The following is a 13,131-nucleotide window of genomic DNA, read 5'->3' as shown; positions in this document are numbered from 1 at the left end:
CCGTTGCTTGCTTGCCACAAATCCACATTTGATGACATTGTCGCTGCTACACTTTGGGCACGATTTCATTGCGATACACCTCCTTGTTGGATAGTATACCACAATAACATTACTTAAGTAACACCCCTCATTAGATACTATTCCACTCTATGACTCAACCTCCGGCTTTTACAGCGTGAGTCCTCCATCCAACACCAGTATGGCACCGGTCACATAGGCAGCAGCATCGCTCGCCAGATATAGCACTGCGTTGGCGATATCCGAGGACTCACCCCAGCGGCCCACCGGCGTTCTCATTGTGTATTGTTTCTGCAGTCCCTCCACGTCAATGCCTCCGGCGGCGAAGTCGGTCATTATTTCAGCTACTCCAGGGGTCTTGATGGCGCCCGGCGCCACAGCATTGACCCGTATCTTCTGAGGGCCCATCTCCACCGCAAACGCCTTGGTGAGCATCACCACGCCGGCCTTGGATATGCCGTAAACCGTGTTATGAGGTTCCACATGAAAAGCGTCTATGGATGCGGTGTTGACAATACTGCCTCCCTTGCCGGCCTTTATCATTTGCTTTATGGCGGCCTGGGAATAGAAGAACATTCCTTTCAGGTTGGTGTCCAAAATCTTGTCCCAGCGATCTTCGGTCACATCCGGGATCGGGCAATGCGTCTTCACGACTCCTGCATTGTTGACCAGAATATCGAGATGGCCGAAGGAGCGGACAGCCGCCTGGACCACCATCTCAGCATCTTTCAGGCTAGAGGCATCAGCAAGGATACTTTCAGCCTTGCCGCCTTTGGCCTTTATCTCCGCTGCTGTCTGGGCTGCACCTTTTGCATTGATGTCACTGATCAGAACCCCAGCCCCCGCTTGGGCCAGCCGAAACGCGATCTGCTGCCCAATGCCTCTGGCGCCGCCGGTGACGACAGCGACTTTGCCGCCAAGATCAAAGAGTTCGGTGATAATCGACTTTGTCATTTCAGGGTAATCCTCCTTTTTTAGAATACTTTGACCAAGACCGGCTTGCCCCCTGTTATCGTTGCAACAAGGGGGCTTCGCCGTGTCATACCCCATCTTATCGATTGCGAGAGTTCCCAAGGGAGAGTTCCTGAACTTGAGGTTTCCGGAACGCCGGGATTTGATGATGGTGGCGACGTCATCGCTCTCCGCGAACTCAGTGGCCTTTATGTCCAGCCAGAGGCAGTTGCAGAAGGGAACATGCATTGTATCCGGCACAGTTTCGTGTTTCTTGCCCCAATCCGGGTGAGCCGTGGTGTAATCGGCCCAAGTTTGCTCGAATTTCCACGGCCCTTTCTCTCGCATGCCGGGGACCCAGCAACAACTGTGGTATGTCCCTTCCATCCCAGGCAACCGGATGGACCATTGGTTCAACGAAGCCTGAGCGATGCCGTAGAAAAGCATATTCCCCCAGCCGCCTAGTTTCTGTATCTGCTCGAATATGGCCAGATAAGATTCCAGGTTGGTGTAGACCACGAGAATATCCGGAGCGGCGTATTCTATCCGGGCGAAGAACGCCGAGAAATCAATCATGTTCTTGGGATGAAATTCTTTGTAGACTGTCTTTATCCCTGCTGCTTTCAGATTCTGAGCGATTGCCTCTGATATCTGCCGGTCCTTGTCTGAGTCCCACGGGAGGTAGGCAGGGGTCTGCACCTTCAGTCCTTCTGCTATGAATCTGGATGGGACCTCGATCTTCACCGCCATGTTACAGGTTGCATTGATGGTGCAGGTGTAGTTTTCGTTCAGTGCTTTTTCGCCCATGCAGTGGAGGTAGGGGACCTTGTTGGACTCGGCGATATGGGCAACAGCGAAAGCATCGGCTGCAGTGACGTGATCCTTGGTCACCGCTTCGGCAGTTCTTTTTGCGATTACAGGAACCCTGCTCTCCATGTCGTATTTCCTGATCTCCAGCGGCCTCATTGCCCATCCGACCCGGATGCAGCCCTGTTTCTGGACTTGATCACTCTCCAGGTCTATGACCGGGTCCGCTAGAAACCCAGCAATTGCGCCGAAGCCACTCATGGGAAAGATCGCCCCCAATTTCAACGGCTTCTCCAAGACTGCAGGCGAACTCCACCTTTTGAGTCGTTGCTCTTTTGGGGTCGCTGTAGTTGCCGGGGCGTCATTCTTGTCGCAGGCCCTTACTATCGGCACCGCCCTGGCCAGTGTCAACGCCGTAACGTTCTGGATGACCCAAGGGATATTCCTGCAAAGCATTACAATTTCCTCTTTTCCGGTGAACTGGCTGGATGAGATTCCGGCTAACGTCCTCTCTTTTGCATACTCTCGTCAAGCATTCTAATTCCTCTTTTCTTAATGATTTGATCGATTGGAAACCCATCGGGGAAATGAGGGGTTCCCGGCATTCTCCACATGGTCTCGTTGCATTTTGGGATGAACGGCTTCGGCTTCCTTTCATCGATCGTCAAGATACAGCCAAAAACAAGTCTGATCGATATTCATTGAAGAACAGACCTCTTATGAGCGAGTTTACCCCTGGGCTGTGATGCCTGACAATGCCCAAATGGAGTGGACAGTCCGGTCCAATAGGACATTGCCGGGGGTTCTTGTTGGAATCTATACTTTCCATATCTCGAACAAGGGAATTTCCGAATAACTCACCGATCATGAGATAGTAGAAGGAGATTATTCACAGAGGGGTTAGAAGTGAATGAAGACAGCATCATTTGGCAGCTTGGCATATGACAGGATATATGATCATATGATAAGGAAGGAAACCCGAAGAGAACAATTCCTGAAAGAAATGGACCGGGTGATTCCTTGGGAGAAACTGACGAAAATAGTCCGGAATCATTGTCCGAAGGCAGGCAATAACCGCCAGCCGATGACTCTAGAGAGTATGAGAGGATTTACTTCATGCAGCAATGGTACGGCCTGTCCGATCCGGCAATAGACGATGCGCTTTACGATATCGAGCCAAACACCCCAGGCATGTGGTGCAAAACCCTAAAAGAAGTGGGCCAAGAAGTCAAATAAGCAAATAGGAAAGGAGGATGACCTCATCTATGGACGAAACGAAGAAAGCCGCCAGCGCCGAAAAGCCCTGTTCCATCCCTTACTCTATGCATGGTGGAAGGATCGTGGGCCGGATCCTCAAGGAGCATGGCATCAAATACGCCTTCGGGGTTCACGGCGGCCACGTCTGGCCCTTCGAAACCGGATTCTATGAATTTGGCATCGAGCGCATTCATCTCCGTCATGAACAGACCGGCCCATATGCGGCGGAAGCCTACGCGCGATGCACGCGCACACCGGGAATATGCTACGGAACGGCTGGTCCGGGATTCACCAACATGATCTCAGGAATAGCCCAGGCTTACTATAATCGAGCTCCCATCATCGCTTTTGCCGGTCAGCACACCGCCGATGGACGGTTCGGTCGCGCCACCCAGGAATGCTATCCGGAACAGCTCAGCAGTACCATCACCAGATGGAGCCTAGACATGGAGGATTGGCGATACATACCCCTATATTTGAATAAGGCTCTCCATGACTGCATGGTGTATCCGCCGCGGCCAATCGTGCTTTCTATGAACATGAACTGTCTCCTTTCCGCTCGTGACGAGAAGGAACTCGTGGGAGACGTCCCCGTTTCCAAGATAGCTCCACCAGCCCTGACAGCGAGCACTCCCGCTGCGGTGGAGAAGGCAGTGAAACTGTTGCTGAAAGCGGAGAGACCTTTGATCGCCGCAGGGGAGGGGATACACTGGGCTGATGCGGCCAGCGAACTGCAGGAGTTGGTGGAGTTATTGAACATCCCTGTACATACCAGGAGGATCGCCCGGGGAGCGGTCTCCGAGGAACATCGGCTCGCCGTTAGAGCAGGTTACCGAGGGAGGTTTTGGAAGAATTGCGACGTGCTAGCGATTGTGGGGCTGCAGCTGGGTGGGCTGGAACAAGGGGGGACACCCCCTGTTTGGCCTGCCAATGCAAAACGCATAGTGATCCATGAGTCGGAGGAGGATGCCTGGCAGCCCATCCCTTCGGACCTTCTGATCATCGGTAGCCCCAAGATGGTGCTGCAACAGATGATAGATTGCGCTCGGACCATGGTGAGAGAGACGCCTAAGAGGACCGTCTGGCTGAAATTCCTCGAACAGTGCCGCACCGATCATGGGGCTTGGCAGGAAGAGAACCAGGCGGAGTATGGCACACAGAAACCTATTCACAATGTGAAACTGGCCAAGGACATCGCCGATTTCTTAGACCCCAGCGCCACCATTGTCTACGATGCCTTTGCTGGCTCCGCTGCCCTGACGGATAGCGTCAAGGCCAAGTTCTCAGGGCAAATTCTGGATTGCGGCATTTGGGGTGGAGTAGGCCATGGTGTCGGCATGGGTATCGGTGCACAACTGGCCCGGCCCGGCAAGCAGGTGCTGGTTCTAATGGGGGATGGGGGCATGGGAGTAGGCGGCATGGATATTGAAACCGCTTCCCGATATAATCTTCCCATCGTGTATGTGGTCTGCAACAACAGCACATGGCTCGCCGGTTCCCATATGGCATTTTTCAAGGGTCAAGCCTATCCCTGGGATATGCTGCCGAACATCGGGTATGATAAAATGTTCGAACAGGTGGGCTGCTATGGGGAAACTGTGGCTGATCCTGCCGACATTACTCCGGCTCTGGGGCGGGCTTTCGATTCTGGAAAGACCGCAGTTATCAACGTGTTAACGGATCCCCGGGTTTGGAATCCCTGGCTCCAGACGTGGGCCATGACCATACTAGCCAAACTTTGCGCGGACACCAGCAAGCTGCCTGACGATTTCCATGAATTTGTGATGAAGGGGGCACCGCCAGAGGTACTGGAAGAACTGCGGGGTAAGGGATATCCCATCCTGAAGCCCTCGAAAGCGTCTTCCAGGCAACAAATGGCAACATTCGCTTGGGAAGGAGATTGACCAGCGGGTCATCCGTCATCAAAGAGCCGAAAGCGAGATTGGGGCTGGCAAGGGCCTTGTGACCTTGTGGGTATCACTCGTCTACTATTAGGTCACGTAACCGCCGCCAACGGCTAGTGCATGGCCCTTGACAAGTGATGAGGAGCCCCCCACGGATTTTGTCCGTGGGGGGCTCCTCATCAAAGCTAATGATATGCCTCTGTTTGTGCCATCTGCTGACGAAGAGGATCGCTTGATTGCTCTGTGCAATTTATCTTGGAAACAAGCTATGATGACCAGCCATCTGACCTTGTAGAGTTCGCAAAGAGGCACATATTGGACATGCTAATATATTGCAATATTATACATTTCGTATACTTATACCACGCTATCATGTGACATTGACAGCACTAGAACACGGGAAACTCGAAGCCCTGACAAAGACAGTCGAAGCTAGCACAAAACGATTCCTCTCGTAGATGCGATTTGGCTAAATCTCATCTAATGCCATATCATGCCGCGTGGTGCGCTAATTGGAATCAATATCAAGATTACGGGTACCATATCCAAAATATGACACGTGAGTATCAGTACCGTTGACATTGGGCCCAGACAGTGATACTTTGGTACTGGATGTGGTTTACATTTCAACCTATAGGTCAAAAGTTTCATCTGTTACCCATGCGCTTTGGTCTCTTCAGCACCGAACGTATCAGCTATGACCATACATTGCATACCTAAAAGCGAATCTAAGACTCGCCTCTGGAAATACTGGAGAATTGCACTGCAGAAAAGTGCTGCGTTTGTAGTCAACACGCAGAATGTCATTCGGAGGATAGACATGGAAAAGACAAGAATACTCTTGGTGGAGGATCACGAGGTGGTGCGAGAAGGCGTTCGGCGGCTAATAGGCCGTGAACGAGACATGACAATTGTTGGTGAAGTAGATAACGCAGAGGACGCATTGAGCTGCGTGACTGAGCTCAAGCCTGATGTGATACTTATGGATATCGGTTTGCCTGGCATGAATGGAATCGAAGCTACTGAAAGGATCAAGTCAATCCTCCCAACGGTTAGAGTACTGGTTATGACGATACATGACGAGGAAGAATATGTGATGGGGATCATTGCAGCAGGAGCTGATGGCTATTTATTAAAGAATACCCGTCGCAGCCAGTTGGTCCACAGTCTCCGAGCAGTTGCGCAAGGCCAGCTCACAATCGATGAATCCGTGCATCCAATGTTAATCAGACTCGCCACGTCTCGGAATGTAGGGTCAGCGCCTATCAGGATCAATGCAGCCGAACAGTTGACTTCCAGGGAGACAGAAGTGTTAACCCTGGCCGCTAAGGGTATGACTAACAAAGAAATTGCAGCGAAATTGAAAATCACTCCCCGCACGGTTAAGGGGCATATGATGAACGTTTTCACCAAATTGCGCGTGAATTCGAGAACGGAAGCCGTGCTGCTTGCTTTGAGATCTGGTTGGGTCAGTATGTGAATGTTTCAAGGAACCGCGGAGGGTACTCATATGGCGTCCAGATTTACGCGATCATGGGAAGACATGCGAGGTATCCATTATGTGCTTCAAGATGACCGAGTTGCCTACGCCCGTTTTGAAGGTTTTCTACCATATGGGTATTCACCTCAAGATGTCATAGGACATCTCATATCGGAGCGGATCCATGCAGATAACATCAAAGAGGTTCTAGAGGTGCATCGCGCGGTGTTGAACAACGGTAAGGGACCGATAGCCTATGACACGGTGATGGTGGGGGAAAATGGGAGCTCCATCCCGATGCGATGTGTGGTTTGGCCAGCGATGTACAGAGACAAACTGGCTGTTGCGGGAGTCATGACACCCAAGACAGAGCTCGACTCTGAAGAAAGGCCGCACCAAGAGGCCGCCGATATGGCTTTTCTTAAGCGGACGGGTGCGGCGAATACTGGCGACGGCATCGCTGTGTTTCAATACGACAGGGCTGGACATCTCTCTTGCGTTTACGCCAATCGAGAGATGAGTCATCTCTCGAGATATAGCAGGAATGAGTTAAAGCATTTGAGTTTAAGGGATATATTTGATATCGAGGCGGAAGGTGCGGAAACGGGAGCGGCATGGGGAAAAGGAGGAGGGACACCTTGGCGGCGTGAGTGTGATCTGTTCCTGAAAAATGGCAATACGATGCTTGTGGAAGTTCGCTTTGGCATCACTGAGAGTCTGGGGAAAGGGAGTCCATTGCTGATACTATACGTGAGCCCAATCTCTGCAAAGAGACTAGGCGAGATTCAGGATAGGACACTTGAGCAGTCTCTGAGATACTATGCCAGTCAGTTGGTGAACACACAGGAGGAGGAGCGGAGACGTCTGGCCAGGGAACTTCATGATAATACAATTCAGATGCTTCTGTCGATAACTGATGAATTGGCAGATATTGAGGGCGTCCCTCAGCAGCGATTGGCCAAAGTCAACAGCTTTCTTGAACGCACCATAAAAGAAGTGCGAAGCTTCACTTGGGATTTAAGGCCACCTTTATTGGACGATATGGGCTTGGCCCCAACCTTAAGGTGGTTTGCAAGAACTCTGTATTCCAAAGGCGACTTGAAATTGAAAATATGTGTAACTGGCCAAGAGAGACGTTTGTCAAAAGAGGTCGAGTTATCGTTGTTTCGCATTGCCCAGGAATCAATTAGAAACATTCTCCGACATGCACATGCTTCAAACGCAGTAGTGACCCTTGACTTTGGGGAGGATTACACATCTTTGACGATTACGGATGACGGTGTCGGATTTGATGTCCCTAACAGCGCAACAGGTCTTGCCGCTATGGGAAAACTGGGCATCATGGGGATGGCTGAGCGGGCTCACGCGGTGCATGGCAAATTCGCGATCAAATCCCGTCAGACGGGAGGGACATCTATCCGCGTTGAGGTGCCCTTGTGACTGGTCAAACACAATGACCAGAAGAGAAACGGGTCACCGGATTCTTGACAATCACCTTCCCTCAACCAGAGTCAGGTGGATAGACATGCCCGGGATTCCGTATCACACATTGATACTGGAGTTGCTGATTCTGCCTGCCTCAATGCAAATATCACTTGCTCTTCTTCGTGAATGCTTGCTCCCTTCTCCACAACTCCACCATCCTGAAAAATGCGCACCATGGATAGCCCAGTTTTTGGGGAGCAGATCGCCCCGGGTAGACTACTAACACTCTAGACCGGGCACATCTTTCCTTCGAGTAACCATGTGCCCGGCCAAGAGTGGTCAACAATGTGCCGGCTTGCTTACATTGCCGTTGCTGTCTCCTTGTCTCTGCGGAATCTCGAGTCAAACCATATAACAATCGCGGGGAGTACCAGCAGACTGCTGACCAAGCATAGGAACACATCGATGCACGTCATGATGCCAAAGTTGCTAAGGATGGGCAGATTGACGGCACTGATCATCGCTGCAAAGCCGCCAATTACCACCAACCCTGACACCAGAATTGCCCGGCCGATCTTGCTCATAGCGATCGCCATGGCCTCATCGGGCCCTCCACCCTTGTCCCGCTCCTCATAATAGCGCCACAGGATCAGAATGGTGAACTCCGTGCCGATAGCAACGATCTGGGAAGGCATGGTAGTCATGAAAAGAGTAGTCTTGATGCCCAGCAGATACTGGATGCCGCTGGACCATCCCAGGATCAGGACTATGGGAACCAGACACGTCAAGACTCTACGGACTCTGAATTTCATCAAGATGAGGAGGGCCACGAAAATAAGGCCAATGCCGATGTAGGTAATGCGATAGTGGTCTTGCTCGAGCCCAGCACGCAGTCTAATTTGGACGTCGATATCCACGGATGTGACGATCACGCTATCGATATACGGGGGAGGATTGGCTAAGTCGGTATCCCGTAAAGCCTTGCCGAGTGGCTTGAGATATTTGGATTCGCTGCTTTGGGTTATCATCAGAACATTTAGCTTGGTGTGGTCCGGGGTGATGAAGTTGGCCCACAATTCGTACGGCAGTTGGCTCAGGATAAAGTTTATCCCCTCCTTTGTAGCAGGCAATGGGCCTCCGGTCAACTGCATTATCACATCGGCGATACTGATGCAATAAACAACCTGTTTGATGTCCGTTCCAGTTGTTACTCCGTATTTCTGTTCAATGTCGCGCTCTTTTGCCAACGCCCAGTTCAACACTTGAGGATCGGTCACATCCCCAGCACTTATCATGATGTTCTTTGGCACATGTCCGCCCGTCAGTTTGTCCATAAGGAGCAAGTCCTTCATTTCCTTGGTATTCTTGTTGGCAAATGAAGTCGCCGCATCCGTAATCTCATTCTTGCTGCCGACCGACCAGCCACCAGCGGCGAGCACCACGAAAATGAGTATGATAGGGACCGTGTATTTGCGCACAAAAGGCACCAGCCTCTGCACTCCTCTTTCGACGATACCGGGGGTTTGCATGGCGATTTCCTCAGCGGTAACCGGCTTCTTATTGCGATCACGCCGATACAGAATTGACATGAGCAACAGCGTTGCCACAATGAAGCTGACGGCTATGCCTATTGAGAGCATCGCGCCAAAATTCGATATCATCGGTATCGACGAGGACTTCATGGCTAGGAAGGCAAGGATGCAGGCGACCACCGCAATGAAGATAGGCGGCCCGATGTGCAGGAAAGTCTCTCTAATGCCGTCACTCGCCGTCCGGCCTTTTTGCGATTCCTCCTCATATCGGTTCTGGAACTGGATGGCATAATCGACCCCCAGTCCAAGCAAGACGGGGAACATCGCCATGGACACCGTGGTGGTCTTAAAGTTCAGTGCTCCGGCTATCCCAAAAGTATAGAGGATAGCGACAAGTACGACGCCCAGTGTCAGCCATCGCCACAGGAATGACCCTCGCAGGCGTAAAAGGAAGGCCAGAATGATGAGCATCAGGACCATGGCCACGGCCATGGTCCTGCCCAGCGCCTTGTTGATTTGATTCTTGAGGCCAAGGTAGAAGGATGGCATGCCAGACAAAGTGACGTTAATGTTCCCCTCGAACTTGGCATCGTTGAGTATCTGGTTGACTGCTTTAATGATCTCTTTCTCCTTGGCTTGGCTAGGCCATCCTCTTATTCCGATCACGAACATCCCCGTCTGCGGGTTGGGAAAACAGCCGGCGAAGGCAGGTCGTACCTGGCCGGTGGCAGAATCCACAATCAAGTCTTTCAGAGGCACCCCTTTGGGTGTGGCAGGATTCATCAAGGCCAGGTCTATATAGAATTCAGGGGATGTGCAGTAGAAAATGCCATCGACTTTTGAAATCCTCTCTTGGGCGTACTTATACGCCTCACGATTATGGTCGGTTATCAGTGTATCTATCGAATCCGCCTGAAGGACTGCGCTAAGCGGGTCGACATTGAAATACTTGGAGACCTCCAGTGTTCTCTGGTATTCGGGGGTGTTCTTGCCAGCGAAGGTCGATGCGGCGGTATCGGTCTGAACATAGGTAGCTCCCCAGGCTGCGAGGACTATCAGTAATACGGCAATGATGGTCACCACTGTCAGGTGTCTTCGCACAAACTCCCAAACTCGCACCAGTATAGATCCAATCATCGTTTCCTCCGTTCACCTATATTTTGAAATGGCGTTCGCTTTTACTGCTTTCACGTCTGTCCAGAAAGCATCCTGATACTAGCGGTCTCACAATAGAATGGCCTCACTGAATAGCTACACATGGACACTTGCTTCAGAATTGCATTGGCAGCAGATGTCCATATGAAGGGATTGGGATTATCGTTGTTGACAGCGATATCTTCTTTGATGGCTGTGCGATTGTCCCGCAGCTCAGGCTTAGAATCAACAAAGAGGATCGGATAGTCGATGCCAACATAATTCACCAGCACATCGATTCGCGCAACACTCGACCCTTCTCCAATAACCATAGTCTTCCCAGCTAAACCTATATCCATTTTCCCGCGCTTCCGTGATTATCCCGATGGATGAGAATATGCGTTTTGCCAACTCACTGGGCCGAGTAGCAACCATCCACCACCAGCGCGTGTCCGGTGCAATAGGAGGCCGCATCAGACGAGAGCCACACGATGGCATTGGCGATCTCCTCCGGTTCGGCTAGTCTCCCAATCGGCGTCGCTTCTACTACCGCCTTCTGAAAGATCTCCGGCGCGTCCCGCTTGGTGGACTCAAAAATAGGCGTCATCGTGTTCCCCGGACAGACGGCATTCACCCGAATGTTGCTTTTGACATATGCCAGCGCCGTCGATTTGGTCAACCCTACCACACCATGCTTGCTGGCCACATAAGCCACATTAAAGGGGGTAGCTACCACCCCCATGGTGGATGAAGTATTAACGATAGACCCGCCTCCTTGCTTGAGCATCTGCGGAATCTGGTACTTCATCCCCAAAAATACACCCGTCAGGTTGACGCCGATCACCCGATCCCAGTTCTGCTTAGTGCAGTCCGCCGTGGGAGATCTCTCGCCCGTAATGCCGGCATTGTTCACCGCACAATCCAATCGGCCATATTGCTCCACCGCTTTCCGGACTAGTGTTTGAGCGTCTGCTTCCTGAGAGACATCTATCTTGACAAATATCGCCTCGCCCCCGCCTTTCTTGATCAGGCGAACCGTCTCCTCGCCCCCCTTTACCTCGATATCCGCCAATACCACCTTTGCCCCTTCTCTGGCAAAAGCCACTGCCGTTGCCTTGCCGATCCCCGATCCGGCTCCGGTAACTAGCCCTATCTTCCCGGCAAGTTGTCCTGACATCAATACATCCTCCTTTGCTACAGTCTATTAACAACCGGAGAACCTTGTCTCTGAGCCCCTTTCTCGATCGAGTTCCGACGCTCGAGGTTGGATGACTGCCCCTTTCGTCTGTGTTCTTTTTGTGTAGTCACCGAAAGTGGGCCAGCCAATAAGGGTCATTAAAGTGCTCACTATTTCCGATGGGTAGGACGCATCGATCCGAGGTTCGAATTCATCACCTCGATTACTGTATTTGGATGAATTCACGTTCCGGTTTAATCGACGCACCTCACAATCCAACAATTTGCTCCTCTACCGTCCGATACTCCGTGCGGCTTGCATTCCCTAAGGCCTATTCACATGACTTATCGGAGGAACGGAATCTGCTGAATACAGGATGTGGTAGCTGCGTCTGCCAAGTCAATATCCACGATTCTCCATACCTTCTCCTCAACTAAAGTCATATAGACCCCAAGAACTGTTGCTGCGCTCAAATTTCCCGTCTGTTCGCCTTTACGTTGGCGAGGTTTTCGATGAATGAGTCTATCTGCGACCTAATGCCGGTCTCGAAGAAGTTGCGCTCGTCAATGATATCGCTCTCGATGAAAAGGGCGGGTACATTGACGTGTTCTAGCAGCATATTTCTGGCGGTGCGCTGCCCTGTGGTAGTGGCCCGACACGACATGGCGCCGTGCATTACCAGGCCATCCACCTGGTACTTTTCGATCATGTCCAGTATCCGCTGCAGCGGATACTGGATACCGCTGATCCACGCATTTCGTAAGGCTTCCGCGGAAGCTGATTGCACATCGCGGTGATGTTTCGATGGTGCCAAGTAGGGTGTCAAATACTGTGTAAATTTATGCAAACCGCTCCGGGCTATCCATTCCACAATGTCGTCTCGGGGTGCATCGGGATAAGGATCCCAGCTTGGGTAGCAAGTCTCAGCCACAAATACGGCGCCGAGGTCTTCGAAGTAGTTGAAGATGCCCAGATTGTGCCAGGGCGGCAATCCTCCTGCCCAGAGCAGTCGGAATTTCTCATCCTTGATCACGCCCATTTTGCTATCCACCCGGCCTTTGACCTCCGCATAGAGGTCTTTGTAGAATTGTAGCGTCTCCGGTTCACCCATCATGAAGTAGGCCGGGGTGAAACAAACCAGGTGATCTTCCGTCGGCATAGGGCATGGCACGGCGCTCCTAAGTTTCTGGGTTTCGTGCCAGTACTTCATGGACTCATGGGCCATATCCACAATGCCGGATAGCCTGTCGCAATCCATCTTGCGCCCGGTGACTGTTTCAACAAAAGCGATAAGGGCCCGAAGTCCCTCAGTTTGGTAAGCCACATAAGAGGGGAGCACAGCTTCTAGGTTAGCGGCCATCGGTGGTATCACCACGTCGATCACATGGATAGGCACGTCTTCGTAGCGTCTCTGGGCTTGGAACCATTTGTAGCCGACATCGCAGG

General features: G+C 51.7%; 8 protein-coding genes and 2 pseudogenes. 5 read left to right on the top strand and 5 right to left on the bottom strand.

Annotation, left to right across the window (positions count from 1 at the left end):
* Positions 1-168 precede the first annotated feature (168 nt).
* Positions 169-2,232, bottom strand: a complete 2,064-nt coding sequence (locus PHV74_10890) for a glucose 1-dehydrogenase (GenBank protein MDD5094866.1) — start codon at positions 2,230-2,232, stop codon at positions 169-171.
* Positions 2,233-2,686: 454 nt separating this feature from the next.
* On the opposite strand from PHV74_10890, the pseudogene PHV74_10885 reads away from it, so the two are divergent.
* The 4 genes and pseudogenes from PHV74_10885 to PHV74_10870 all read left to right on the top strand — a co-directional run bounded on the left by PHV74_10885 (position 2,687) and on the right by PHV74_10870 (position 7,857).
* Positions 2,687-2,952, top strand: a pseudogene (locus PHV74_10885) (IS5/IS1182 family transposase).
* Positions 2,953-3,041: 89 nt separating this feature from the next.
* Positions 3,042-4,937, top strand: a complete 1,896-nt coding sequence (locus PHV74_10880) for a thiamine pyrophosphate-binding protein (GenBank protein ID MDD5094865.1) — start codon at positions 3,042-3,044, stop codon at positions 4,935-4,937.
* Between the two features lie 820 nt (positions 4,938-5,757).
* Positions 5,758-6,417, top strand: coding sequence for a response regulator transcription factor (locus PHV74_10875; GenBank protein ID MDD5094864.1), 660 nt, complete (start codon positions 5,758-5,760; stop codon positions 6,415-6,417).
* A gap of 30 nt (positions 6,418-6,447) precedes the next feature.
* A complete protein-coding gene (locus PHV74_10870; GenBank protein MDD5094863.1) occupies positions 6,448-7,857 on the top strand; it encodes a PAS domain S-box protein in 1,410 nt (469 codons plus the stop codon).
* Positions 7,858-8,201: 344 nt separating this feature from the next.
* On the opposite strand, the gene PHV74_10865 is transcribed toward PHV74_10870, so the two are convergent.
* The 3 genes from PHV74_10865 to PHV74_10855 are packed head-to-tail and all read right to left on the bottom strand — an operon-like array spanning position 8,202 to position 11,685.
* On the bottom strand, positions 8,202-10,511 hold the full coding sequence (locus PHV74_10865) for an MMPL family transporter (GenBank protein ID MDD5094862.1): 2,310 nt from the start codon (positions 10,509-10,511) through the stop codon (positions 8,202-8,204).
* 50 nt (positions 10,512-10,561) lie between these two features.
* On the bottom strand, positions 10,562-10,867 hold the full coding sequence (locus tag PHV74_10860) for a hypothetical protein (GenBank protein MDD5094861.1): 306 nt from the start codon (positions 10,865-10,867) through the stop codon (positions 10,562-10,564).
* A gap of 53 nt (positions 10,868-10,920) precedes the next feature.
* Positions 10,921-11,685, bottom strand: a complete 765-nt coding sequence (locus PHV74_10855) for an SDR family oxidoreductase (protein MDD5094860.1) — start codon at positions 11,683-11,685, stop codon at positions 10,921-10,923.
* Positions 11,686-11,903: 218 nt separating this feature from the next.
* Between PHV74_10855 and PHV74_10850 the strand changes: the two are divergent.
* Positions 11,904-12,013 (top strand): annotated as a pseudogene (locus PHV74_10850) (IS1595 family transposase).
* A 141-nt stretch (positions 12,014-12,154) separates the two neighbouring features.
* Here PHV74_10850 and PHV74_10845 read toward each other — a convergent pair.
* A partial coding sequence (locus PHV74_10845) for a 2-hydroxyacyl-CoA dehydratase family protein (GenBank protein ID MDD5094859.1) occupies positions 12,155-13,131 on the bottom strand: 977 nt, incomplete at its 5' end.

Source organism: Dehalococcoidia bacterium (assembly GCA_028711995.1).
Taxonomy (GTDB): Bacteria; Chloroflexota; Dehalococcoidia; order SZUA-161; family SpSt-899; genus JAQTRE01.
The sequence above is the reverse complement of the archived record's forward strand: the minus strand, read 5'-3'. Positions and strand labels throughout refer to the sequence as shown.

Excerpts from the sequence above, each read along its gene's own strand:
- PHV74_10890 (MDD5094866.1), bottom strand. The coding sequence starts at position 2,232 with ATGCTTTGCAGGAATATCCCTTGGGTCATCCAGAACGTTACGGCGTTG.
- PHV74_10880 (MDD5094865.1), top strand. The coding sequence starts at position 3,042 with ATGGACGAAACGAAGAAAGCCGCCAGCGCCGAAAAGCCCTGTTCCATC.
- PHV74_10875 (MDD5094864.1), top strand. The coding sequence starts at position 5,758 with ATGGAAAAGACAAGAATACTCTTGGTGGAGGATCACGAGGTGGTGCGA.
- PHV74_10870 (MDD5094863.1), top strand. The coding sequence starts at position 6,448 with ATGGCGTCCAGATTTACGCGATCATGGGAAGACATGCGAGGTATCCAT.
- PHV74_10865 (MDD5094862.1), bottom strand. The coding sequence starts at position 10,511 with ATGATTGGATCTATACTGGTGCGAGTTTGGGAGTTTGTGCGAAGACAC.
- PHV74_10860 (MDD5094861.1), bottom strand. The coding sequence starts at position 10,867 with ATGGATATAGGTTTAGCTGGGAAGACTATGGTTATTGGAGAAGGGTCG.
- PHV74_10855 (MDD5094860.1), bottom strand. The coding sequence starts at position 11,685 with ATGTCAGGACAACTTGCCGGGAAGATAGGGCTAGTTACCGGAGCCGGA.